Origin of the sequence: Micromonospora sp. NPDC023888 (assembly GCF_040639415.1) — a bacterium.
In the GTDB taxonomy this organism is placed as follows: domain Bacteria; phylum Actinomycetota; class Actinomycetes; order Mycobacteriales; family Micromonosporaceae; genus Micromonospora.
Genome location: NZ_JBEZZW010000045.1, coordinates 36622 through 59638 on the forward strand (window position 1 = coordinate 36622; position 23017 = coordinate 59638).

Annotated in this window: 27 protein-coding genes; 20 read left to right on the top strand and 7 right to left on the bottom strand. The window is 72.9% G+C overall.

What is annotated here, in order from left to right; genetic code table 11:
* The first annotated feature begins 20 nt into the window (after positions 1 to 20).
* From AB0F61_RS29480 to AB0F61_RS29495, 4 genes are all read left to right on the top strand, one after another.
* The gene (locus tag AB0F61_RS29480) at positions 21 to 1307 is read left to right on the top strand and encodes a hypothetical protein (RefSeq protein WP_357816301.1); all 1287 of its coding nucleotides are present in this window, start codon (positions 21 to 23) and stop codon (positions 1305 to 1307) included.
* A gap of 55 nt (positions 1308 to 1362) precedes the next feature.
* Complete coding sequence (locus tag AB0F61_RS29485) at positions 1363 to 1761, top strand: NUDIX domain-containing protein (protein ID WP_357816228.1); 399 nt, start codon at positions 1363 to 1365, stop codon at positions 1759 to 1761.
* Positions 1762 to 1803: 42 nt separating this feature from the next.
* Positions 1804 to 2316 carry a DUF2267 domain-containing protein gene (locus AB0F61_RS29490; protein WP_357816231.1) on the top strand — a complete coding sequence of 171 codons (513 nt, stop codon included), beginning with the start codon at positions 1804 to 1806 and terminating at the stop codon, positions 2314 to 2316.
* Positions 2317 to 2577: 261 nt separating this feature from the next.
* On the top strand, positions 2578 to 3663 hold the full coding sequence (locus AB0F61_RS29495) for an FUSC family protein (RefSeq protein WP_357816234.1): 1086 nt from the start codon (positions 2578 to 2580) through the stop codon (positions 3661 to 3663).
* Positions 3664 to 3672: 9 nt separating this feature from the next.
* Here the strand turns inward: AB0F61_RS29495 and AB0F61_RS29500 are convergent, their stop codons facing one another.
* Positions 3673 to 4899: a hypothetical protein gene (locus AB0F61_RS29500; RefSeq protein WP_357816236.1), complete on the bottom strand. Its 1227-nt coding sequence runs from the start codon at positions 4897 to 4899 to the stop codon at positions 3673 to 3675.
* Between the two features lie 26 nt (positions 4900 to 4925).
* Positions 4926 to 5441: an NUDIX domain-containing protein gene (locus tag AB0F61_RS29505; protein WP_357816240.1), complete on the bottom strand. Its 516-nt coding sequence runs from the start codon at positions 5439 to 5441 to the stop codon at positions 4926 to 4928.
* 65 nt (positions 5442 to 5506) lie between these two features.
* Between AB0F61_RS29505 and AB0F61_RS29510 the strand changes: the two genes are divergently transcribed.
* Positions 5507 to 5998: a type II toxin-antitoxin system PemK/MazF family toxin gene (locus AB0F61_RS29510; RefSeq protein ID WP_030336385.1), complete on the top strand. Its 492-nt coding sequence runs from the start codon at positions 5507 to 5509 to the stop codon at positions 5996 to 5998.
* On the opposite strand, the gene AB0F61_RS29515 is transcribed toward AB0F61_RS29510, so the two are convergent.
* On the bottom strand, positions 5983 to 6651 hold the full coding sequence (locus AB0F61_RS29515) for an NAD(P)H-dependent oxidoreductase (protein ID WP_357816244.1): 669 nt from the start codon (positions 6649 to 6651) through the stop codon (positions 5983 to 5985). The two genes, AB0F61_RS29510 and AB0F61_RS29515, sit on opposite strands and share 16 nt — an antisense overlap.
* 160 nt (positions 6652 to 6811) lie before the next feature.
* Between AB0F61_RS29515 and AB0F61_RS29520 the strand changes: the two genes are divergently transcribed.
* From AB0F61_RS29520 to AB0F61_RS29530, 3 genes are read left to right on the top strand one after another with little or no spacing between them, the layout of a single operon-like run.
* Complete coding sequence (locus AB0F61_RS29520) at positions 6812 to 7156, top strand: metalloregulator ArsR/SmtB family transcription factor (protein WP_357816247.1); 345 nt, start codon at positions 6812 to 6814, stop codon at positions 7154 to 7156.
* On the top strand, positions 7140 to 7613 hold the full coding sequence (locus tag AB0F61_RS29525; protein WP_357816250.1) for an SRPBCC family protein: 474 nt from the start codon (positions 7140 to 7142) through the stop codon (positions 7611 to 7613). Before AB0F61_RS29520 ends, AB0F61_RS29525 begins: the two co-directional genes overlap by 17 nt.
* Positions 7614 to 7650: 37 nt before the next feature.
* Positions 7651 to 8694 (top strand): phosphotransferase, encoded by a 1044-nt coding sequence (locus AB0F61_RS29530; RefSeq protein WP_357816253.1) that lies wholly within the window; start codon positions 7651 to 7653, stop codon positions 8692 to 8694.
* 143 nt (positions 8695 to 8837) lie between these two features.
* Here AB0F61_RS29530 and AB0F61_RS29535 read toward each other — a convergent pair whose 3' ends face one another.
* Positions 8838 to 9488: a GGDEF domain-containing protein gene (locus AB0F61_RS29535; RefSeq protein ID WP_357816255.1), complete on the bottom strand. Its 651-nt coding sequence runs from the start codon at positions 9486 to 9488 to the stop codon at positions 8838 to 8840.
* Between the two features lie 268 nt (positions 9489 to 9756).
* Here AB0F61_RS29535 and AB0F61_RS29540 point away from each other — a divergent pair, with 268 nt between their 5' ends.
* From AB0F61_RS29540 to AB0F61_RS29575, 8 genes are all read left to right on the top strand, one after another.
* Complete coding sequence (locus tag AB0F61_RS29540) at positions 9757 to 9996, top strand: DUF397 domain-containing protein (RefSeq protein WP_357816259.1); 240 nt, start codon at positions 9757 to 9759, stop codon at positions 9994 to 9996.
* Positions 9997 to 10139: 143 nt separating this feature from the next.
* Positions 10140 to 11027 carry a helix-turn-helix transcriptional regulator gene (locus AB0F61_RS29545; RefSeq protein WP_357816261.1) on the top strand — a complete coding sequence of 296 codons (888 nt, stop codon included), beginning with the start codon at positions 10140 to 10142 and terminating at the stop codon, positions 11025 to 11027.
* A 41-nt stretch (positions 11028 to 11068) separates the two neighbouring features.
* On the top strand, positions 11069 to 11959 hold the full coding sequence (locus tag AB0F61_RS29550; RefSeq protein ID WP_357816263.1) for an SAM-dependent methyltransferase: 891 nt from the start codon (positions 11069 to 11071) through the stop codon (positions 11957 to 11959).
* Positions 11960 to 12183: 224 nt separating this feature from the next.
* Positions 12184 to 13227, top strand: a complete 1044-nt coding sequence (locus AB0F61_RS29555) for a LacI family DNA-binding transcriptional regulator (RefSeq protein WP_357816266.1) — start codon at positions 12184 to 12186, stop codon at positions 13225 to 13227.
* A gap of 2 nt (positions 13228 to 13229) precedes the next feature.
* A complete protein-coding gene (locus AB0F61_RS29560) occupies positions 13230 to 13433 on the top strand; it encodes a hypothetical protein (RefSeq protein WP_357816268.1) in 204 nt (67 codons plus the stop codon).
* 98 nt (positions 13434 to 13531) lie between these two features.
* Positions 13532 to 14983, top strand: a complete 1452-nt coding sequence (locus AB0F61_RS29565; protein ID WP_357816271.1) for a protein kinase — start codon at positions 13532 to 13534, stop codon at positions 14981 to 14983.
* Between the two features lie 33 nt (positions 14984 to 15016).
* Complete coding sequence (locus AB0F61_RS29570) at positions 15017 to 15658, top strand: histidine phosphatase family protein (RefSeq protein WP_357816273.1); 642 nt, start codon at positions 15017 to 15019, stop codon at positions 15656 to 15658.
* 94 nt (positions 15659 to 15752) lie between these two features.
* Entirely contained in the window at positions 15753 to 16628 is an 876-nt protein-coding gene (locus AB0F61_RS29575; protein WP_357816276.1) for an alpha/beta hydrolase, read from the top strand.
* A gap of 9 nt (positions 16629 to 16637) precedes the next feature.
* On the opposite strand, the gene AB0F61_RS29580 is transcribed toward AB0F61_RS29575, so the two are convergent.
* The 3 genes from AB0F61_RS29580 to AB0F61_RS29590 form a co-directional block, all read right to left on the bottom strand.
* Positions 16638 to 17135: a DinB family protein gene (locus tag AB0F61_RS29580; RefSeq protein ID WP_357816279.1), complete on the bottom strand. Its 498-nt coding sequence runs from the start codon at positions 17133 to 17135 to the stop codon at positions 16638 to 16640.
* A gap of 46 nt (positions 17136 to 17181) precedes the next feature.
* Positions 17182 to 17622 carry a VOC family protein gene (locus tag AB0F61_RS29585; RefSeq protein WP_357816281.1) on the bottom strand — a complete coding sequence of 147 codons (441 nt, stop codon included), beginning with the start codon at positions 17620 to 17622 and terminating at the stop codon, positions 17182 to 17184.
* 94 nt (positions 17623 to 17716) lie between these two features.
* Positions 17717 to 18463, bottom strand: coding sequence for a carbon-nitrogen hydrolase family protein (locus AB0F61_RS29590; RefSeq protein ID WP_357816284.1), 747 nt, complete (start codon positions 18461 to 18463; stop codon positions 17717 to 17719).
* 82 nt (positions 18464 to 18545) lie between these two features.
* Here AB0F61_RS29590 and AB0F61_RS29595 point away from each other — a divergent pair, with 82 nt between their 5' ends.
* The 4 genes from AB0F61_RS29595 to AB0F61_RS29610 all read left to right on the top strand — a co-directional run bounded on the left by AB0F61_RS29595 (position 18546) and on the right by AB0F61_RS29610 (position 22657).
* On the top strand, positions 18546 to 19337 hold the full coding sequence (locus AB0F61_RS29595) for a DedA family protein (RefSeq protein ID WP_357816287.1): 792 nt from the start codon (positions 18546 to 18548) through the stop codon (positions 19335 to 19337).
* 68 nt (positions 19338 to 19405) lie between these two features.
* Entirely contained in the window at positions 19406 to 20566 is a 1161-nt protein-coding gene (locus AB0F61_RS29600; RefSeq protein WP_357816289.1) for a histidine kinase, read from the top strand.
* The gene (locus tag AB0F61_RS29605; RefSeq protein ID WP_357816292.1) at positions 20557 to 21201 is read left to right on the top strand and encodes a response regulator transcription factor; all 645 of its coding nucleotides are present in this window, start codon (positions 20557 to 20559) and stop codon (positions 21199 to 21201) included. Before AB0F61_RS29600 ends, AB0F61_RS29605 begins: the two co-directional genes overlap by 10 nt.
* 868 nt (positions 21202 to 22069) lie before the next feature.
* The gene (locus AB0F61_RS29610) at positions 22070 to 22657 is read left to right on the top strand and encodes a hypothetical protein (RefSeq protein ID WP_357816295.1); all 588 of its coding nucleotides are present in this window, start codon (positions 22070 to 22072) and stop codon (positions 22655 to 22657) included.
* The last annotated feature ends 360 nt before the right edge of the window (positions 22658 to 23017 follow it).

Here is a 23017-nt window from a genome sequence, read left to right on the forward strand (position 1 = left end):
GGCCGGCCGACGTCGCCGGGCTGCGCCAACTCGCCGTCGACACACTCGACGCCAACTGGGAACGCGACCACACGGTGCCCTCGCGCACCCTCTACCCGCACCAGTGGAGTTGGGACTCGGCGTTCATCGCGGTCGGGTTGGCCCAGGTCCGCCCCGAGCGCGCCTGGCGGGAGCTGGCGAGCCTCTTCCGGGCGCAGTGGGTCGACGGGCGGGTCCCGCACATCGTGTTCAACCCGGCGATGCGGGTCGGCACGTACTTCCCCGGCCCGGAGCTGTGGCGCTCGTCGGCTGTCGCGGGCACGCCCGCCGTGGACACCTCCGGCCTGGTCCAGCCACCGGTGCACGCGCTCGCGGCGTGGCTGGCGTACCAGCGGGCACCTGGCCCCGTCGGCCTGGCCGCGCTGCGCCGGCTCTATCCCGGGCTGGTCGCCCAGCAGCGGTACCTGGCGACGCGGCGGGACGTGGCCGGCGACGGGCTGGTCTGCCTCGTGCACCCGTGGGAGTCCGGGCTGGACAACAGCCCGGCCTGGGACGAGCCGATGGCCGCGGTCGCGGCGGAGGCGGCGGTCATGCGCGCGTACCGTCGGCACGACACCGCGCACGCCGACGCCGCGCACCGCCCCACCGACCTGGACTACGCGCGCTACCTGGCGATCGTCGCGGCCTACCGGGACCGCGGCTACTCCGACCGCCGGCTGGCCGACGGTCACCCCTTCCTGGTGGAGTGCCCGCTGTTCAACGCGGCGTACGGGTCGGCCGAACACGCCCTCGCCGAGATCGCCGTGCTTGTCGGGGCCGACCCGGGGCCGCACCGGGCCCGTGCGGCCCGGATCACCGAGGCGCTGCTACGACGGCTCTACGACCACCGCACCGGGACGTTCCAGCCCCGTGACCTGCGCACCGACCGGTTGGTAAGCGCCCGTACCGTGCTCGGGTTGACGCCGCTGATCCTGCCCGACCTGCCCGCGCGGCAGGCCGACGCGTTGGCCGTCGAGGCCCGGTCGGCCCGGTTCGGGGTTGCCCGGCGAATGGACCGGCCGTTGCCCACCTACGACCGCACCGCGCGCGACTTCGAACCCCTGCGCTACTGGCGCGGGCCGAGTTGGCTGAACATCGGCTGGCTGGTCCGGCGCGGGCTGCTCGCGCACGGGCACCCGGAGCTGGCCGCCGGGCTGCGTCGCTCGATGATCGACCTGGTCGGCGGGGCCGGCTGCCACGAGTACTTCCACCCGGACACCGGCGCCGGGCTGGGCTCGCCGGCGTTCAGCTGGACCGCCGCGCTGCTGCTCGACCTGCTGGCCGAGTGAACGTGCGGCGGCCACCGGCTGGTAGCGTGCCCGATCTTCGACCGGAAGGGGCGGCGTGCGCGAGATCGACAAGGTGGCCTGGATCCTCATCGAGGACGGGCGGGTGCTGAGCACCCGGTCGGTGGGCAAGGACGTCTGGTACCTGCCGGGCGGCAAGCGTGAGCCGGGGGAGACCGACCTGGAGACCCTGCGCCGGGAGATCGACGAGGAGTTGAGCGTCGAGGTGGACGTGCGCCGCGCGGTGCACCTGGGCACCTTCACCGCGCAGGCGCACGGGCACGCGGGTGGCGTCGCCGTGCGGATGACCTGCTACCGGGCCGGTTACCAGGGACGGCTGCGGCCGGCCAGCGAGATCGCCGAGATGGCCTGGCTCGGCTACGCCGACCGGCACCGCACCTCGCCTGTCGACCACCTCATCTTCGACCACCTGCTGGCGGAGGGTCTCCTGCGCTGACGGCGCCGTTTGTCGCGGCCGGCCGGGGGTAACCGCCCGGACGTGACCGACCGCGACGGGTTCCCGTACTTCATCGACGCGGTGTCCCGCCGCTCCGGCCTGCCGCCCGAGCAGGCCGCCGCGCTCGCCCGCGCCGTACTCCGGACGTTGGCCGAGCGGGTGACCGGTGGCGCGCCCGACGACCTCGTCGGGCACCTGCCGGACGAGGTCGACGGCTACCTGACCGGCCCAGCCGCGGATCGAGCCGGGACCGTCGGTGCCGCCCCGGATCCGGCGGGGATTGGCGGATCGGACGGTGGCGTGGACGGGCTGGACACCGGGGTCGGGCTGGACGTCGGTGGCGCCGCCGCGATTGCTCCGACGCCGGACGCCGGCCCGGCGGAGTTCCTGCGCCGGGTGGGAGAGCGCGCCGGGGTGGACCCGGCTACCGCCCGGGCCGGCACCGGCGCGGTCTTCGGCACGTTGCGGTCGGCGATGACCGTACGGGAGTTCCGGCAGCTGGTGGCGCGACTGCCGCGCGACGGAGACGGCGACGCCACGCGCTACCTGCCCTGACCCCGCCCCGCGCCGTCCGGTCCCGGGCGAGATCCACCACTCGCCGGGTGGTCGTGGACCCGGCGGGGCACGCTCATCGGGGCCGACGGTGCCGCCGGGGTCGGGATTGTCCGGACCTGCCGGGCCGCGGCGTGGTACGAGTGCTCGGTGAATGCCGATAGTCACCGCCGGCACGGCGTCCGCCCGCGGCGCGACCGTGTGGTGGAAGAGGTCAGGCGCGCCGCTGCCCGGCTTCGGGGTCGGGGTGGCCGGGCGGGCCGGTTGCGGCTGAGTCAGCTGGAAGCCGCCCTGGTGATCTCGGTGCAGGCGGGACTCGCCGCGGCTCTGGCCTGGTCGATCGGGCACGACCTGCTGGACAACCCCGCGCCGATCTTCGCCCCTTCCGCGGCCGTGGGCACGATTGTGGCCGCGCTCGGCCAACGTGCACACCGGACCATCGAACTGCTGGTCGGGGTCGGCCTCGGCATCGCCACCACCGACCTTTTGCTGAGCTTTCTGGGCACCGGGTTCTGGCAGACCGGATTCGTCGTCGGGTGCGCCGTCCTCGCCACGCTCGTGCTCTTCGGGCGCAGCGGAGCGGCCGTTGGCCAGGCCGGCGGTACGGCGGTGCTGCTCGCGACCCTGGCTCCAGCTCAGCACGACCTGGAATGGCCGCGGATCGTCGAGGCGATGGTCGGCGGTGCCGTGGGCCTCGTGGTGGTCGCGTTGCTGGTGCCGCTGAACCCGATGCGAATCCTCGACCGCGACGCGGCCCCGATCTACCAGCGGCTCGCCGGTCAGCTGAGGGAGGTGTCCGCGGCGCTGGCCACCGGCGACCAGCAGCGGGCGGTGCGGGCCTTGGACGCACTGCGCGGAATGGGCCCGGCCCTGGACCGGATGCACCAGGCTCTGAGCGGCGCCGAGGAGGTGGTGAGCCTCGCCCCTGCCCGATGGCTGCGCCGGCAGGATGTGGAGCGGTTCGCCCGCGCCAGCGAGCACGTGGAACGCGTCATCGAGCACAGTCGGGGAGTTGCGCGCCGATCGGCGATGGCGTTGCAGTACAACGAGCCGATACCCCCCGACCTGCCCGCCGGCATTGGACGGTTCGCCGACTCGGTCGAGCTGCTGCGCCGCGAGCATCGCGCCGGACGTCCCACCGAGAGGACCCGCCACGCGGTACGCGAGGCCGTCTACACGGCTGGCCGCGCCCGCGCGCTCGGGGTCGACGAGTTCGGCGACGCGGTGGTGACCCAGTTGCGTACTGCCGCCAGCGACCTCCTGCGCGCCACCGGCTACGACCCGACCTCGGCCAACGACGAGGTACGCAAGGCGGCGCAGGACGGCGAGAACTCGGTGAACGCGGGATGATCGCGCGCCTCACGTCGCGGAGTCGGGCAGCTCCTCCGGCTCGGTGATCCAGGCGGAGAACACGGGCACCCCGTGCCACGGCCCGGTGGTCCCGTCCGGCCGGGCATCGGTGGCGAGGGCGACCACGGCGTACGGATGGCCGAAGCGCAGCTCCGCGGTGCGGGCCACCCCCTCCGGCGGCAGGCTCACCACCCCGAACATCCCGGTCACCGCGGCTGCCTCGAAGCCGTACCTGTCGTAACGGGCCACCGCCGTCTGTCGCGCCTCGAAGCCCTGCACAGGCTGGGCCAGCGCCCTCGCCAGCGCCGCCGTGGCGGCCGGAAAGCCCAGCGCCGGGGCACTCAGGTCGTGCTCGCTCCGCGCCGACCAGCAGGGGAGCACGGCGATGTGCCGCTCCTCGCGGCCGTCGCGGGCCCGGGTCCGGACCCGCTCCTCGGTGAGCGTCCACAGCGGGGTCTCGCCGAGCGGCAGGTCGAACAGCGACCGGCTGCCGGCCGGTGGCTCGCCGTCGGCCGCGCCGGCGCTGAGGTCGTACGCGACGGCCAACACCTCGGCGGGCGACACCTGCGCTGCGGCGGCCACCGAGAGGACGACCAGCCCCGCGCCGTCGCTGCTCCGCGCCGGTGCGGCGTGCACGATCACGTCGCCGATTCCTGTGCCGGAGACGATGGCGCACCGGTGGCCCTGGCTCGGGCTGCGCAACACCTGGCGTAGCCGGCGCGCCCACGCGCTGCCGGCACCGAGCGCGCGGGCGTCGGTGCGGTCGAACGGTGTCGCCCAGGAGATCCGGGTGGCCAGCGCGCTGGCCAGGGCGAAGACCACGTCCGGGCTGACCTTCAGCGGGAACCTGTCGATCAGGCCGTCGGTGTGCTCGCGCGCCCAGGCGTCCAACCCGGCCTGGTCGGGCAGCGCGCCGACCTCGGTCGTCGCGGGCAGCGCGGCCCGCCAACCGGTCGACCCGCCGCCCCGGCCCGCCCGGTGCCAGAGCGCGGTGGCGGACGCGACAAGCGGATGTGGTGCGTCCAGCAGCGTCCGGGCGACCTGCGCCGCGCTTGCCAGGTCGGTGCCCAGAGCGCGAGCCAGGTCCTCGGCGGCCGGGTCGGAGTCGCCCGCCGTGGCGCAGACCGCGAGCAGCAGCCAGGCGCCGAGCGGGGAGGCGACGTGGTGCCGGTCGCCGATCGTGGTGTGCAACCGAGCGGCGTACGCGGAGAGCGGCCCGTGCAGATCGGTCGTCATGCCCCCACTCTGCCCGCCGGCCGGGCTCACGACCACAACTCGAACGGCTCGTCGATCTCCTCACCGGCCAGGAAGGGCGTGATCAGCCGGGGGAGTTGCCCGGGGTAGAACCGGTCCGGGCTGGCCACCACCTCCGGCACCGGCCACCAGCGGAAGCCGAAGTAGTCCTCCCGCTCGTAGTCGAGGCGGTGCGCCTCGTCCACGTCCGGGCCGGGGCCCGCCAGTCGTACGCTGACGACCACCTCGTCCTGGACGTGCCGCACCTGGCGGTGCAGGAAGCTTGCCCGCCGTCGCCAGAGCGGCGCGCCCACCTGGTCGGCGGCGACCACGATGCCGGTCTCCTCGCGCAGCTCGCGCACCGCGGTGCCGCGGTAGGTCTCCCCGGGGTCCATGCCGCCGCCCGGCAGCTCCCACCATTTGCCCAGCCGGGGATGGTCCGGGTCGTGGGTGTGGAACAGCAACACCCGATCGCTGTGGTCGAGGACCACCACCCGTACCGCACGCCGTTCGAGGAGCGGCAGGTCGTTGGGTACGTCAGTCATCGGCCCAGTCTGCCCCGGCAACTCCCACGCCGACGGCCGGCGCGGCGACGGGTAGGCTGCCCGCCGTGGCTGGTCTGTTGAGGAATGTCGCGGCTCGTATCTCCCGGGTGGGCGCGGTGATCCCGTCGCCCCGACGTACCGGGCCGGCACCCGCGCAGGTGGCCCGTCGCCGTCAGGTGAGCGCCCTGCAACGACGGGAGTTGACCTACGCCCCGGAGCGGGACGGTCAGGCCGACCCGGGCGAGATCGTCTGGACGTGGGTGCCGTACGAGGACGACCCCCGGCAGGGCAAGGACCGGCCGGTACTTGTCGTCGGGCGGCACAGCCGGACGCTGTTCGGGCTGATGCTGTCCAGTCAGAGCGAGCGGGACGGGCAGCGGCACTGGTTCGCGCTCGGGCCGGGCGAGTGGGACCGGGACAACCGGCCGAGCTGGGTCCGGCTGGACCGGGTGCTCACCATGCGGGAGGACAGCATCCGCCGCGAGGGCGCCGTGTTGGACCGGCCCCGGTTCGACCGGGTCGGGCAGGCGCTGCGCGCGGGCTACGGCTGGCGCTGACCGCGCGGCTGCTCGCGGCTCGGGCCGACCGCGGCGCCCTGCGTGTCCGGCGGTGGGTACGGCTTATCGGCGAGCAGCCGGGCCAGGTGCGCGGTGTTGAGCGCCAGGGCCTTCGTGGTGCGGCCGGTGGTGTCGGGCTTGGGACCGGCGTCGCGGTAGTCCACCTTGTGCAGTGCCTCGCCGACCCAGTAGGTCGCCGCGGCGGCGGGGACGGTGAACCCGACCTCGTTGAGTGCCTGCTGCACCTCGCCGATGGTGTGGTGCGCGCCGTCCTCGTTACCGACGACGGCGACGCCGGCCACCTTGCCGTAGGTGAGGAGCCGACCGGCGGAGTCGGTCTCGGACAGCTCGGCGTCCAGGCGTTCGAGGACCATCTTGCAGACGCTGGCCGGCTGACCGAGCCAGATCGGCGTGGCGATGATGAGCACCTGGGCCGCCAGCAGCTTGGCGCGGATCGCCGGCCAGCCGTCGCCGTCGCCCTCGTCGGTCGACACCCCGAAGCGCACGTCGTGGTCGACCACCCGGACCAGCTCGCCCTCGACACCCTGTGCGGCCAGCTCGGCCAGCACCTCCCGACCGAGCTGCTCGGAGCTGGACGGGGTCGGCGACGGCTTGAGGGTGCAGTTGAGCACGAGGGCGCGAATGGTCGCCACGTCGGTTCCTCCCGGTGGTCCGCTGGGGTGCGGTTGTCCATACCCGGGCAGGGACCCCCGAACACACGGGCCCATCCGGTACGGCGAAACCGTTGACGGGACGGAGCCGAGCTGTATATTCAACTGACAGGTTGATTAACCCAACGGTTGAAAGCGACAGATGACAGCAGATCCAGTCGACGCCGTGTTCGCCGCGCTCGCCGATCCGACCCGCCGGGCCATCCTGGCCCGGCTGGCGACCGGTGCCGCGACGGTGAACGAATTGGCGGCACCGTTCCCGATCAGCGTGCAGGCGGTTTCCAAGCACCTCGCCGTGTTGGAGCGTGCGGGCCTGATCGTGCGGACCCGCGAGGCGCAGTGGCGTCGCTGCCGGCTGGACCCGGCTCCGCTGCGGACGATCGCCGAGTGGGTCGACCAGTACCGCCGGCTCTGGGACGACCGTTACGACACCCTGGACACCTACCTACGCGACCTGACGGAGACCCACCATGACCAAACTCCCTGACCTGACCGTCGACCTGCCGTCCGACCGGGAGATCACCCTCACCCGGTGCTTCGACGCCCCGCGTGAGACGGTCTACGCCGCGCACACGCAGGCTGAGCACCTCCAGCACTGGTGGGGCCGGGGGAACCCGCTGGATGTCGAGATCGACTTCCGGAAGGGCGGCCACTACCGCTACGTCGAGCACGCCAAGGACGGCAACGACTACGCCTTCCGCGGTGAGTTCCGCGAGATCGTCGTGCCGGAGCGGATCGTGCAGACCTTCGAGTTCGAGGGCATGCCCGGCCACGTGGCGGTGGAGACACTTGTCTTCACCGAGCAGGAGGGGCGCACCACCGTCACCGTCACCGCCCACTACGACACCACCGAGGAACGCGACGGCGTGGTCGACTCCGGCATGGCAAAGGGCGCCGCCGAGTCGTACGCCGCGCTGGACCGGCACCTGACCACACTGCGTTGAGCGTGGACGCGGCCGGCAGTGCTGGCATGCTGTCCGCATGACCGAGGACGTCGCACGGCAGGTGGCCGAACAGGTTCGGGCGGCCTTCGGTCTGCGGCTGTCCATGATGGAGCGGGTGACCCACGGTGCGGACGAACACGCCCGACTGTGGCTGGCGTCCACCGTCGACGGCGCTCGGTACGCGGTCAAGCTGAGCGGCGGGGGCACCCCGGCCGGCCTGGCCGTGACGGCGTACCTGGCCCGACATCGGGTGCCGGGCATCGCCGCGCCGCTGCGGACCCACGACGGACAGCTGTCCGTCGACCTCGACGGCCGCCGCGTCTCGGTGGTGCCGTGGGTGTCCGACCAGCGGGCGCTCGACGGCCCGATGACCGACGCGCACTGGCATGCGTACGGCGAGGTGCTGGCGGCCGTGCACGCGGTGCCGGTAACCGACGAACTGAGCCGGCTGCTGCCGCCGGGCGGTGCGGCGTACCCCTCCATCGTCGCCGCGACCCGCGCGATGGCCGAGCGGCTGCGCGACCCCGACCCGGCCGACCCCGCCGGTCCGGCGCTCGCCGAGCTCGCGGCGGTGTGGTCCACGGCGGCCGGCCGGGTACGCACACTGACCGGCGAGGTCGAGCGCATGGCCGCCGACCAGCGCGATCAGCCCGCACCGGTCGTCTGTCACGGCGACCCACACCTGGGCAACCTGTTGCTCGGCGCGGACGGGCAGGTGTGGCTGATCGACTGGGACGACGCGGTGCTCGCGCCGCCCGAGTGTGACCTGATGTTCGTCCTGGGTGGGGTGCTCGCGTTCGCGCCGGTCACCCCCGGGCAGCAGCGGGCCGTGCTCGCCGGCTACGGTCCGGCGGACATCGACCCGGCTCGCCTGGCGTGGTTCCTCGCGGTCCGCGCGCTCGACGACCTCAGTGACTGGACCCGCCAGGCGTTGGACCCGGGCGTCGACCCGGCCGACCGTGATCGAGCGGCGGAGATCGTGCGGGGGCTGGTGTCACCTGTCGGTCTGGTCACCCTCGCCGACGAGGCGTTGCGCGACCTCGCGCCGCCGGGTCGTACGCCGCGCTGGACCGACGCCTGACCGCGCCGCGCCGAGCGGCCCACCCCACCGGTCCGGCGGCCGTCGAGCCCGCGACGAGCCGGAAACGTCGTCACGGGCCAGCCGTCCAGGAACGCTTGATCGATGTCCGGGTGACCCGGTGTCACCGGCCGGGCGGTGCTGGGTCAGCGCTCGGCCAGGCGGGCACTGTCGACCAGTTGCCGGGGTGAGCGGGCGCCGCCGAGGCTCTTCGCCTGGTACATCGCCGCGTCGGCGCGGCTGAGCGCGTCACTGAGCTGGGCCGGACCGGTCACCGGGGCGAGCCCGACGGACGCGGTGACCCGGACGCTGCAACCGCTCAGCCGGATCGGCGCGGCGACCGTCTCACTGAGGCGGCGGGTGGCGTGCTCGATCCAGCGCCTGTCGACGGTGGGGGTGGAGAGCAGCCCGGCGAACTCGTCCCCGCCGAGGCGGGCGACGAGGTTGTCCCCAGCGAAGCCGGCGAGCCGCTCGGCCACACTGATCAACACCTGGTCGCCGGCGGCGTGCCCGTACTGGTCGTTGATCTGTTTGAAGTCGTTCAGGTCGAGCACGACGGCGATCAACGGCTCGCCGGCGGCGTCGGTGAGCAGGGCGGCTGCCAGGCGGTAGAAGGCGCGGCGGTTGGGCAGCCCGGTGAGCGGGTCGTGACTCGCGGCGTGCCGTTCGGCAGCCAGCTCGGCGTGCAGGTGCCCGATCTCGGCCTCGGCGCGCAGTGCCCGTCGACGCAGTTGCCAGGAGGAGACCAGCGCACCGGCGGCACAGATGCCGGAGGCGACACTCATCGGATCCGGCACGATCCCTCCCATCGCCTCGACCGCCTCCAGCCTCCGGTCGACGCGGCGTGCCGCGTCAGGGCCACGTTTTGCCTGATGGCTGCCCCTGTGGGGGTAACTGAAAGTGAACGGATGGCAACCGATCACGTGCGTTATCATGCTCGCCGTCCGGTGCAGATGCAATAGCAGATGCACGTGCATGACCGTCCAATGTCGATATGGCACCCCCCTCGCCGTCACCGCTCCTCCCCACGGCCACCGGCGGGCTCGTGAGCAGAAAGACGCCTCCATGCAGCAGCCACCCAATGGCGTACCGATCCACCAGCTGCCTCCGCTGAGCTGGCAGAAGAGCCGCCGGAGCAACCCCAGCGGTAACTGTGTCGAACTCGCCGAACTGCCCGGAGGAGCGGGTATCGCGGTCCGCAACTCGCGCCACCCGGAGGGCCCGGCCCTGATCTACACAGTGGACGAGATCACCGCCTTCGTGCTCGGTGCACGCGACGGCGACTTCGACCACCTCATCGGCTGACCGTTCGTCGGCGCGAGCGTCCCGGCGACGGGACCGAATAGCCGGTCCGGAGGAGTTCACCTCACTGTCGGTCCATGGCATGCTTACACGTCGGCCGGGCCGGGGTGCCCGGCCATCACGGGTTGGTGTCCGGAGGTCCGCACGTGACGATGGTTCCTGCCGAGGGTGGCCCGACAACCGGGCCGACGGTGCTCCGGATGCTGCTCGGCGCCCAGTTGCGCCGTCTGCGGGAGTCCAGCGGGGTGACCCGCGAGGGCGCCGGTTGGGAGATCCGCTCCTCCGAATCCAAGATCAGCCGGATGGAGCTGGGCCGGGTCGGTTTCAAGGAGCGCGACGTCTCCGACCTGCTGACCCTCTACGGCGTCACGGAGGAACACGAGCGTGACGCGCTGCTCAAGCTCGCGCGCGACGCCAACAGTCCCGGCTGGTGGCACCGCTACGGTGACGTGTTGCCAACCTGGTTCCAGTCGTACCTCGGCCTGGAGGCCGCGGCCGCGCTGATCCGCAGCTACGAGGTGCAGTTCGTGCCCGGCCTGCTGCAGACCCGGGAGTACGCCAGGGCGGTCGTGCTGCTCGGGCACGGCACGGCCGGTCCGGACGAGATCGACCGACGTGTCGCCCTGCGGATGCAGCGTCAGCAGTTGCTGCACCGGGAGAGCCCGCCGCAGCTCTGGGCCGTGGTGGACGAGGCCGCGTTGCGTCGACCGATCGGTGGCCCCGAGGTCATGCGTGAGCAGCTCACCGCACTCATCGAGGCGACCAAGTCACCGAACATCCGGCTCCAGGTCATCCCGTTCGCCGCCGGGGGTCACGCCGCCGCCGGGGGCGCCTTCACCATCCTGCGCTTCGGTGACCAGGAGCTGCCCGACATCGTCTACATCGAACAACTCACCAGCGCCATCTACCTCGACAAGCGCGACGACCTGGACTACTACGCGGTGGCCATGGAGCGGCTCTGTGTCGAGGCCGAGCCACCCGAGCGTACGGCCGAGATTCTCGGCGGGCTGCTGGACGACCTCTATCCCGCGTGATCGTCGGGTGGGGTCACGGCCCCACCGGCCCTGGCACTAGCATGGTCGACGATCGGCGACAGTGGACACATGCCATTGCGGGAGCTGCCTTGACCACCGATGCTGCGGGCGCGACGGCCGGCTCGCCGAGCGACCGGATCGACACCTCGGTGGCCCACCCCGCCCGCCGTTACAACTACTGGCTGGGCGGCAAGGACAACTTCCAGGCCGATCGGGAGTCCGGCGACGCGATAACTGCCGCCTTCCCGACCGTCCGCACCGCCGCACTGGAAAACCGCCGCTTCCTGCAACGGACGGTGGGATACCTCGCCCGCGAGGCCGGCATCCGGCAGTTCCTCGACATCGGCACCGGCATCCCGACCGCCAACAACACCCACGAGGTCGCCCAGGCCATCGCGCCGGAGACCCGGGTGGTCTACGTGGACAACGACCCGATCGTGCTGGCCCACGCCCGCGCGCTGCTGACCAGCTCGACGGCGGGCGCCACCGCCTACATCGACGCCGACCTGCGCGACCCGCAGCGGATTCTCGCGCACCCGGAGTTGATCCGCGCCATCGACCTGTCGCAGCCGGTCGCGCTCATGCTTGTCGCGGTCCTGCACTTCCTGGCCGACGACGACAACCCGTACGCGCTGGTGCGCCAGTTGCTCGACGTGCTGCCGGCCGGCAGCTACCTGGTCGCCTCGCACGGCACCCACGACCACCTTCCGCCGGCGGTCGCCGCGGACTTCCGGGCGAAGGCCCGCGGCGGCGGGCCGCACGGGCTGATCAACCTGCGCACCCGTGACGAGTTCGCCCGCTTCTTCACCGGTCTCGACCTGGTCGAGCCGGGCATCACCTCGGTCGCCGAGTGGCGGGCGGAGGGTGAGGCGCAGCCGCGTCCCTCGACCGACGAGGTGGGCATGTACGGCGGGGTCGCCCGCCTGCCCTGACTGTGGGGCTGGCCGGGTTGGCCTGATGGTTGCCCCGGCCGCCGTGCGGCCAGTTCGCCGTGCCGCCGAGGGCCGCGGGGCGTCTGGTGCGGGGAGCCCCGAGGCCTCGCCGGTTTCCGCGTCGAATCCACGTATTGACCGCTGCCGACTGGTCGAGCTAGTCTCTGTATCGATACAGACTGGATCGATACAGAGAGGTGCCGGTGAAGCCAACACTGCAAGCCGTGGCCGACGCCGTCGGCGTCTCCCGCAGCACCGTGTCAAACGCCTACAGCCGCCCTGACCAGCTCTCCGTCGCCCTGCGCGAGCGGATCCTGGACGCCGCCCGGCAACTCGGCTACCCCGGCCCCAACCCCACCGCACGTTCCCTGCGCCGGGGCTTCGTCGGCTCGATCGGTGTGCTGTTCACCTCGCACCTGTCGTACGCCTTCACCGACCCGTTCGCGGTCCGCTTCCTGGCCGGGGTCGGTGAGGCCGCCGAGCGACACGGCACCAGCATGCTGCTGGTGCCGCTGCCGCCGGCCGTGACCGACGCCCGGCGGGCGGTGGAGAACGCCGCTGTCGACGGGTTCTGCGTCTACTGCGTGGCCGACGAGGACTGGGCGCTGGACGTGATCCGCGCCCGCGGGCTGCCGTTCGTCAGCACCGCCGCCCGCGACGACGCCGGCCCGGACGAGCGGTTCGTCGGCATCGACGAGCGCGCCGCGGCGCGTGGCGTCGCCGCACACGTGGCCGGCCTCGGTCATCGCCGGGTGGCCCTGCTCGCCGATTCCGTGGTCCCCGACGCCCCCGCCGGCCCGCTCCGCCTGTCCGGCGTACACGAGGCCGGGCACCCCACGACCCGGGGCCGGCTCGCCGGATTCGCCGACGCGTTCGCCGAGGTCGGCGTCGAGTGGGCCGAGTTGACAGTGCTCAACGCACCGGGCAACAGCCGCCAGGCGGCCGCCACCGCCGTCGCCGGTCTGTTCGACGGGCCGGGTGCGCCGACCGCCGTGCTGGCCGGCTCCGACGTGCTCGCCCTGGGTGTGCTCGACGCGCTGGCGCAGCGGCCGGGCGGCCCTCACCCGCCGGTCTCGGTGACCGGCTTCGACGACGTCCCCGAGGCCGCCGCGGCCGGCCTGACCACGGTCCGGCAGCCAGCCGAAGAGAAGGGCCGGATCGCCGCCGAACTCCTGCTCGACCCGCCCGCGGACGCCGCGGCCGGTCATGTGTTGTTGCCCACCGCACTCGTCGTCCGGGCTTCCACCGGACCTGTCCCGAGGAGTTGACCATGGAACTTCCCACCGGATACGTCACCGCGCTCGACGCCATGAACCGGCACGTCAACTCGGCCCGACCGGACGCCCCGGTCCAGGTCGAACGCGTCCGCCCGGCCCTGCTCGCCCCGACCCGGCAGGCCGCCGCCGTCGCCCTGCGCCGGCTCGCCGACCGCATCCAGCCGGGACCGCTGCCCGCCGCGCCGGGCTGCTCCTGACCCGACCGAAACTCATTCCGGTACGCACGGGACGAACAGTGTGGGTCCGGGCACGCAGGGTGGTCGAGGAGGGCGCGGCCAGGCAGACTGGTGAGGCCATGTCGCCCTTCACGCCCACCCTCCGCCTCCACGACCGCTACGTTCTGCACGAGCGGATCGGGCTCGGTGGCATGTCCGAGGTGTGGCGGGCCGACGACGACGTGCTCGGCCGACCGGTCGCGATCAAGGTCCTCGCCGGGCAGCTCGCCGCCGACCCGCAACTGCGGGCCACCATCCAACGCGAGGCCCGCGCGGCCGCCCGGCTGACCCACCCACACGTGACCCAGGTGTACGACTACGCCGAGGCGACCCTGGCCGACGACGTCGTCGTCCCGTACCTGGTGATGGAACTCGTCGACGGCCACAACCTGGCCGACCGCCTGCGCGGTGGGCCGCTGCCCTGGCCGGAAGCGGTCCGGGTGGCCGGCCAGATCGCCGCCGCGCTCGCCGCCGCGCACCGCATCGGCGTGGTGCACCGCGACGTCAAGCCGGGCAACGTCATGCTCACCGACACCGGGGCCAAAGTGCTCGACTTCGGCATCGCCGCGCTCGGTGGGCTCGACGGCCAGTCCGGCGAGCCGCTGATGGGCACCCCCGCCTACTTCGCCCCGGAACGGCTGACCGCCGGCCCGCCCGATCCCGCCAGCGACGTGTACGCCCTCGGAGCGCTGCTCTACCGCACCCTCACCGGGCAGGCGCCGCTGCCGGTGCAGAGCTGGGAGGACGCCCTCGACGTGCATCGGCGCGGCACTCCGGTGCCGCCGCTACGGGTGCCCGGCCTCCCCGCCGACATCGCCGAGTTGACCCTCGCCTGCCTGGCCGCCAACCCGGCCGACCGGCCGAGCGCCGCGCACCTGGCCCGCCGCTTCGGCGCCGGCCAGCCGGTCGAGCCGCCCACCGAGCTGCTGCGCATCCTGCCGGCGGCGCACCCGCCCACCCTGATCGACCGCTCCGCGGCCCGCCCCGCCCCGGTCGCCGCGCCGACCCGCCGCCGGTCACGCCGGCCCCTCGCCGTGCTTGTCGCGGCCGGCCTCGCCGTGCTGGTCGGCGTCGGCGCCCTGCTCGCCGAGGGCCCCTTCGGCACACCGAGCTCGCCCACCTCGCCGCAGGTGGCCGCCCCGCCGTCGGCATCGGCCCCGAATCCCGCGCCCACGACGCACTCGCCGACGCCCGCGACACCCTCCTCGCCCCGACCCAGCGCCAGCACCGCGCCTCCGACGGCCGGGCAGCAGGTGCCGGTCAGCCTCCGGGAGGTGACAAGCGAGTTCGCCGCCGTCCTCGCCGGGGCGGTCGCCCGCGGCGACGTCGACCGCAAGACCGCCGACGATCTGCGCGACGACCTGGCCGACCTCAACCGGCACACCCGGGACCGGGCCAAGCGCGTCGCCGAGCTGCGCGAACACATCGCCGAGCTGGTGGAACGCGACCGGCTGCCAGCGCAGACGGGTGCCCAACTGGACGCTCTGCTGACCCGGGCCGGCAGCTTCTCCACTGGCCGGACGGACGACTGATACCGCTGTCGATGCCGCTGGCATGATGTGCCGATGCGGACACGTCTGATCTTCGTACGGCACGGTGAGTCGCTTCACCAGGTCGAGGGAATCGTGGGCGGCCCACGTGGTTGTCGGGGCCTCACCGCCCTCGGCCACGAGCAGGCACACGAGCTGGCCAACCGGCTCACCCGTGACGTCGCCGCCGACGGACCGGTGGCGGTCTACTCGTCCGTCCTGCGCCGAGCCGTCGAGACCGCGCAACCGATCGGCGCGGCACTCGGCGTGCGACCGGTGGCCGACTGCGGTCTGTGCACCTGGCACACACCCCCGTACGCCGACGGCCTGCCGACCGCCCGCTTCCGCACCGAACACGCGGTGGCCGGCGGGGGTGTGTTCCGGCCGTTCGAGGAGGGCAACGAGAGCTGGGCCGAGCTGGTGGTCCGAGTCAGCCGCGCGATCATGGAAATCGCGCACCGGCACCGGGGCGCCACAGTGGTGCTCGTCGGCCACAGCGAGACCGTCGAGGGCGCGTTCCACGCGCTCGCCGCGCAGCCGATCTTCCGGGCGTTCGACCTGGACGTCGCCCCGGCCTCGATCACCGAATGGACCACCGACCACGACCCCGGCGGTTGGCCGCCGGCCCGGTGGACGCTCCGCCGCTTCGGCGACACCCGCGGCTGGGCTGGAGCGTGACCCAGTACCGCCGTGCTGGGCCGAGACTGGTGTCCCGGACGCGCCGGCACGGCGTACCCGTGCATCGCTTTGCGCCGGCCGTAGTCTCACCGACATGACGACAACGCAGACGCACACCCTCGCCGTGCCCGGTGTCGACCTGGTCTACGACGTCCGCGGTCCGCTGCCCCCGTCCGGCGGGCGCCCCGTCCTGCTCATGATCGGTCAACCGATGACGGCGGAGGGCTTCACCGCGCTCGCTCCGCACTTCACGGACCGCACAGTGGTCACCTACGACCCGCGCGGCCTCGGCCGTAGCGTCCGCACGGACGGCCGCGCCGACCACACGCCGCAGCAGCAGGCGGTCGACCTGCACCACCTGATCGAGGCGCTCGGCGCCGGCCCGGTCGACCTGTTCGCCAGCAGCGGCGGCGCGGTCACGGCGCTCGAACTCGTGGCGGCCTACCCGGGCGACGTCGTCACGTTGGTGGCGCACGAGCCGCCGATCAACGCGGTGCTTCCCGACGCCGGAGCCGCCGAACGCGCTCGGGCCGACTTCTACCAGGCGTACCAGACGAAGGGCGCCGGCGCGGGCATGGCCGCGTTCATCGCGATGACCTCGTGGCAGGGCGAGTTCACCGACGCCTACTTCGCCCAGACCCCGCCCGACCCGGCGACGTTCGGGCTGTCCACCGAGGACGACGGCAACCGCGACGACCCGCTGCTGTCGGACCTGTCGTGGGCGATCAGCGACTACCGCCCCGACCCGAGCCGGCTCACCGCGGCGCCGACCCGGATCGTGGTCGCCGTCGGCGAGGAGTCGGCCGGGACGTACACCGCCCGCACGGCCCTCGGTCTGGCGGCTCTGCTCGGCCAGGAGGCAGTGGTGTTCCCGAGTCACCACGGCGGCTTCCTCGGTGGCGAGTTCGGCTACGCGGGCAAGCCCGAGGAGTTCGCGGCACGGTTGCGGGAGGTGTTGGACGCCGGCTGACCGCCCCCGCTACTCGGCCAGGAGTTGCTCACGCAGGATTTCGGCGTGCCCGCAGTGCTGGGCCAACTCGCGCAGCACGTGCAGGTACACCCAGCGCAGCGGCAGCGGGCCGCGCCGGTGGCCGCGCAGGATGTCGTCCAGGCCCAACGACGCCGTCGCGCGGCGGGAGGCTTCGCACGCCTCGCGGTGCGCCCGCTGGACGCTGGCGATCGTGTCCTCGTCGTTTAGGATGAACGACTCGTCCGGCGTCGCGGGAATGCCGATCTCGGAGCGGGGCCGGCAGGTGACGGCCTCGTCGAACCAGACCTTCTCCACGAACGCGGCGTGCTTCACCAGACCCAGCAGCGTGGTCCGGGACGGCACCAACGATCGGCGCGCCTGCTCCTCGGTCAGCCCGTCCAGACAGCCGCTGAGGGCTCGGCGATGCTCGTCGATGAACGCCTCGAACTGGGCCTGCGCGGGCCGATTGACGACATCGTCGGCGAAGGTCCCCGGAAAGGAAGTCACCCGGGAAGCATTCCAAGGGCATGGCCGAGGCGCAAACACCAGCCACTCAGCCGAACGAGACGAGAGCACCCCGCTCGTCGAAGACCGCAGTGCCCGCCCAGGCGATCTCCCAACGGTTGCCCTCCGGGTCGGCGATGTAGCCGGAGCGCCCACCCCAGGGCCGGTCGGTCGGCTCCGCCACCACCGTCGCGCCCGCGGCGACCGCTGCGCTGAAGGCGGTGTCGACCTCCGCGCGACTGTCGACAACGCACGCCAGTGTGACGCCGGACCAGCCTCCGGCCGGACCGGGCAGGCCCGGCGCCGCCTCGGCTGCCAGCTCCGGCAGCGGGAAGAGCGCGAACAGCACACCACCGAGCAGGAAGGCCGACCAGCCGTCGTCGCTGGCCGGCAGCTCGGGCCACCCCAGCGACCGGTAGAAGGACCGCAGCGCGCCGATGTCACGTGCTCCGAGCGTGACCACGGACAGGCGGGAGGGAACGGTGCTCATGAGCCGATCCTGCCCGAAACGTACGACAGCTGCCAGGCATCGCCGTTCGGCAGCGGACACCGGCGCCAGCATCCCCTCAGAAACGCCGTGCCACTCACCCGGCAGGGTGCGGTGCCGACCGGCTGGCGGCGCCCCGCATGGGTCCGACGACTGTGACGCCGACCGACTCACCCGGCTCGGTGCCCGCGCGTGCGACCACCTCGCCCGCCGGCGACCAGACCGCCGACCGCCCCGCCGCATCGCTGAAGCCACCGCCGGTCGAGCCGGCGAAGCTCGCCACCGCCACCCAGACCCGCTGGGCGGTCGCGATCCGGTGCGCCCGCTGGTCCGTCACCGCGGCGTCGCGCGCGGACTCCACGACACCCGCCGCGTAGACGTCGATCCCGAGCGCCGCGGTCCGCTCTGCATGCGCGGGGACGCCGGTGTCCTTGCAGACCGCCAACCCCACCCGCCAGCCATCCACATCGAGCACGGCAGGCGCGTCGCCCGGCCGGAACCGGCGGGCCTCGGCGTCACCCAGCCACATCTTCCGGTACGCCAGCGTCACCCCGGCACCGGTCACCGCCAGCACCGCGATGTGGTCGCCGGCGACCGGCGCGCCGGCCAGGGCCAACGTGCCCGTCTCGGCGCACGCCTGCACCAGCGGCACCAGTCGCGGGTCGTCGACCGGCACGACCGGCGCGTCCAACTCGTACCCGGTCAGGGACAGTTCGGGAAAGACCACCACCCGGGCACCCGCCGCGTGGACCGCGGCGGCGTGCGCCCGCGCGTTCGCCGCGACATCCAGGGGTACGCACCGCGGCTGCGCGACCGCGAGCCGCAGTGGGGTGCGGTTTTCCACACCCCCAGTGGTGTGGTCGAGCCGCGCGGCCGGGCGGTCAACCGCATGGTCGGCTCTCAGGATCACTTCGTACGGTGGGCGCATGATTCGAACGTCCCACGCCCTGCTCGCCACCGGAACCCCCACCGCCGCAGCGGAACCACCGCAGGGCGGCCTCGTCGGTTACGTCAGTGACCTGGTGGAACGACTCGGTGGGCCGGGCGCCGGTCTGGCCGTGGCGCTGGAGAACCTGTTCCCGCCGATCCCCAGCGAGGTGATCCTGCCGCTGGCCGGGTTCGTCGCGGCGCAGGGCCGGATGAGCCTGGTCGGGGCGATCTTCTGGACCACGCTGGGCTCGGCGGTGGGCGCGCTGGCGCTCTACCTGGTCGGCGCATCGCTGGGCCGCGACCGGATGCGCGCCATCGTGGCCCGACTGCCGCTGGTGAAGCTCAGCGACGTGGACCGCACCGAGGCGTGGTTCCTGCGGCACGGTGTGAAGGCCGTCTTCTTCGGCCGGATGATCCCCATCTTCCGGAGCCTGATCTCCATCCCGGCCGGTGTGGAGCGCATGCCGGTGGGCACGTTCCTGCTCTACACCACGCTTGGCAGCCTGATCTGGAACACCACCTTCGTCCTCGCCGGCTACCTGCTCGGCGACAACTGGCACCTCGTCGAGGGGTACGCGAGCACGCTCCAGAAATTCGTGATCGTGATCTGTGCGGCGGCGGTCGCCTGGTTCGTCGGGTCCCGCGTGCTGCGCGCCCGCCGTGCCGCCCGCAACCCGGAACTGGCCGATCCCGGTGACCCCGGCCGGGGCGAACCGGCGCTCGGTGTGCCCGATCCGGGTGGGCGCGGCACCCTCTACCGAAGCTCGTGGACCTCGGACGAGCGCTGACCCGGCACGCGTTCGCTGGTTCTGCTCCACCTGTCGCAGCGGGGCAGGCACGGAAGGGGGAAGAGCAGGTGACCGGGGAGCGTATCGACAGGTGGTGGACCCGTCTCCGGCTGCCGGTCGGCGTCGCCGCCGGCAGTGCGACAGGCGCCGTCGAGCTTGCCTTCCTGGTCGTCGCGGCCGTCGCGTTCGCCGTGTCCGCGCCCGTGCCGCCGGCCGCTCGCGGGGTCGCCCGGCTCACCCAGCGGTACGCCGGATGGCTCGTCCGCCTGGAACGTGACCGACTCCATCGGCTCCTGCTCCCCGGGGGCGAACCACTCCCGGCCCGCCCGGCGGCGACCCGGCGGCAGGCCGGCTACCTGGCGGCCCGGCTCCTGCCCGCTGCGCTCGGCCTCCTGGCGTACGCGATGCTCGGCGTCGGCCTGGTGTTGGCCGGGATCGTGCTCCGCGCTGCGGTACGTGGCGAACTGTCCCTCCTCGACACCCTGGCACAGGTGGCCGTGGGGGTGGTGCTCCTGCTGCTCAACGTCCAAGCTCTCGCCAGCGTGGCCGCGCTGGACGTCCGGTTGGCGCGGCGGCTGCTCGGCCCGGGAAGCCGGGCCGAGCTGGCGCGGCGGGTCGACGAGCTGACAAGCAGTCGGGCCGGGGTCATCGCGGCTGTCGACGCCGAACGGCAGCGCATCGAACGCGACCTGCACGACGGCCTCCAGCAGCGGCTGGTCGCCCTCGGCATGCTGCTCGGCCGGGCCCGGCGTGCCCGCGACGCCGACCGCACCGCAGCCCTGCTCGCCCAGGCACACGAGGACGTGCAGCGGGCCGTCGAGGAACTGCGCGAAGTGGCGTGGCGGGTCTACCCGTCGGCGCTGGAGGGCAGCGACCTCGGTGCGGTGCTCACCATGGTCGCCCGTCGTTCCGAGGTGCCGGTGCGGATCCGCTGCGATCTGCCGGTCCGCCCCGATCGGCAGATCGAGACGGTGCTGTACTTCGTGGCCTGCGAGGCGCTCACCAACGCCGCGAAGCACGCCGCCGCTACGCTGGTCGCGGTCGAGATCGGGGTACGGGAAGGGTGGGTCCGGATGCGCGTACACGACGATGGTGTCGGCGGCGCGGACCCCGCCGGGCGAGGTCTGGCCGGCCTGGCCCGACGGGTCGCCGCACTGGACGGCCGGCTGCGGGTGACCAGCCCGGCCGGTGGTCCGACCACCGTGCTGGCGGAGCTGCCGTGCGGCTAGTCCTCGCCGAAGACTCGACCCTGCTCCGGGAGGGCCTGACGCGCCTGCTCGCCGAGGAGGAGCACGAGGTGGTCGCGGCGGTCGGCACCGCCGACGAACTGGTCGAGGCGGTCGGACGCACCCGACCGGAGGTGGTCGTCACCGACGTCCGAATGCCGCCCACCCATACCGACGACGGCCTGCGTGCCGCTCTGGAGATCCGTCGACGGTGGCCCACCACCGGTGTCCTGGTGCTCTCCCAGTACGTGGAGCGGCGCTTCGCCGGCCGGTTGCTCGCGGACCGTCCCGAGGGGGTCGGCTATCTCCTCAAGGACCGGGTCGCCCAGGTGGACGATTTCCTCGACGCCCTGGACCGGGTGGCCGCCGGGGGCACCGCGCTCGACCCGGAGGTGGTTCGTCAGGTCGTGGCCGGCTCGGAGCGGCCTGACCCGTTCGGTCGGCTCACACCTCGCGAACGGGACGTCCTGCACGAGATGGCCCAAGGCCACACGAACAGCGCCGTCGCGCAACGGCTGTACGTGTCGCAGAGCGCGGTGGAGAAGCACGTCAACGCCATCTTCGACAAGCTGGACCTCGCGGACACGACCGGCTACAGCCGGCGGATCCTCGCCATCCTGCGCTACCTGGGCGTCTGACGCCTTAGGCAGAGGACGGGCCCGCGTGGGTGGTGTGTTCGTCGGTCGGGCCTCGCGTGGGCGGGGTGGTGTGTTCGTCGGTCGGGCCTCGCGTCGGCGGGGTGGCATGTTTGGCGGTCGAGCCCCGCGTGGGCGGGGTGGCATGTTTGGCGGTCGAGCCCCGCGTGGGCGGGGTGGCCTGCTCGGCGGTCGGGCCCGCAGGCGGGGTGGTGTGTTCGGCGGCGGGCCCGTGGGTGGGGTGGCGCCTACGTGTCGGGTGAGCGCGGGCGGGGCCGGCATGATCGACTCGGGTTTCTTGTTGTCGGGGTGTTCGGGGGTCCGGGATGCCCCGACTTTCGTGAAGTCGAGTGGATCGTGGCTGGTGGTGGCGGCTCACGGTCGTGGGCGTGGGGTGGTGTGGGTGGTTTGTCCGGTCGGGGGTGTTGGTGGGCTGTGACGGGCCGCACCCGTGGGCCGGAATCGTGGCCGGGCCGGGGTCGTTACATCCCCTGACGATCGCAGCACCACCGGCCGCCCGCCCGACCCGCAGGGGTTGCGGATGCAGGCCCGCAGGTTGGAATGCCGACCCGCGCCCGGTCGTTATGGTCCCCACGAACGACCGCAGGCACCGCCTCCACACGGGGTGCCGATAGGTGGGCCGTCCCCGGAATGACCCCGGCCCCCCGGTCGTTACACCTGGACCCGGCACCACGAGCCCCCGCTCGGCGGTCGCCGCCCCCGGCACCACGAGCCCCCGGCTCGTAGGTCGCCGCCTCCGAAGACTTTTCTCCCTGTTGTACGTGCAGCGCCGGACGAGGTGCTCACACCTTGTGTCGCCGACCCCCATTGGCGGCGCGGGTGTTTCCTACCCCCGAAGGAGCTAACCCCCATGAACACGATCATTCGTAAGAGTGTGCTGTCTGTTGCTGGTCTCGCGTTCGCCGGTGGTGTGTTCGCCGGCCCGATCGCCGCGCATGCCGCTGCCCCGGTTGAGGGCAGGCCGGTCGCGGTGGCGGTGCAGGCCGACAAGCCCGATGTCAGCAAGCTGATCCCGCACGGTACCCAGGGCGATCAGTCGCGTATCGCCCTCAACGACGAGCAGATCGCCAACGCCAAGGCGATCATCGCCGCCACGAAGAAGGCCGGCCTGCCCGAGCGTGCCGCGGTGATCTCGATCGCGACGAGCCTGCAGGAGTCGAAGTTGGAGAACCTGGGCCACCTGGGTGACATGAACGACCACGACTCGCTGGGCCTGTTCCAGCAGCGCCCGAGTTCGGGTTGGGGTACGCCGGAGCAGATCACCGATCCGGCCTACTCGACGACGGCGTTCCTCAAGGGCCTGCGTCAGGTTGACGGCTGGCAGGACATGCCGTTGACCGAGGCCGCGCAGACCGTGCAGGTTTCTGCTTACCCGGACGCCTACGCGCAGTGGGAGCAGCAGGCCGCCGATCTGGTCGGCCAGTACTGGAACAGCTGACCCACCGTGTGACACCGACCGTTGGCCGGCACCCCGCAACACCGGGGGTGCCGGCCAACGGTGTTTCGGCTCCTCGGCGTCTGCGGCGGCGGGTGCGCGACGCCCCGTCGGGGGCGGTGGGGGTGGTTACTCCGGCTGGGTGGGTGGTTGTGCGGAGATCTTGGACAGTTCCCGTTCGCGCGGCCGGAAACTGTCCAAGATCTTGCGACGGCGGCGACCGGACGACCGCGCCGGTGCCGCGGCGGCCGAAGGTCAGGGGCAAGCGTGGGGAACAACGCGCGGGCCTGGCTGGTTGTGGAGGGTGTCGGTGTGACTCAGTGTCCCCGGGCCTCACCTAATATCGCCTTCGCGGAATACCGT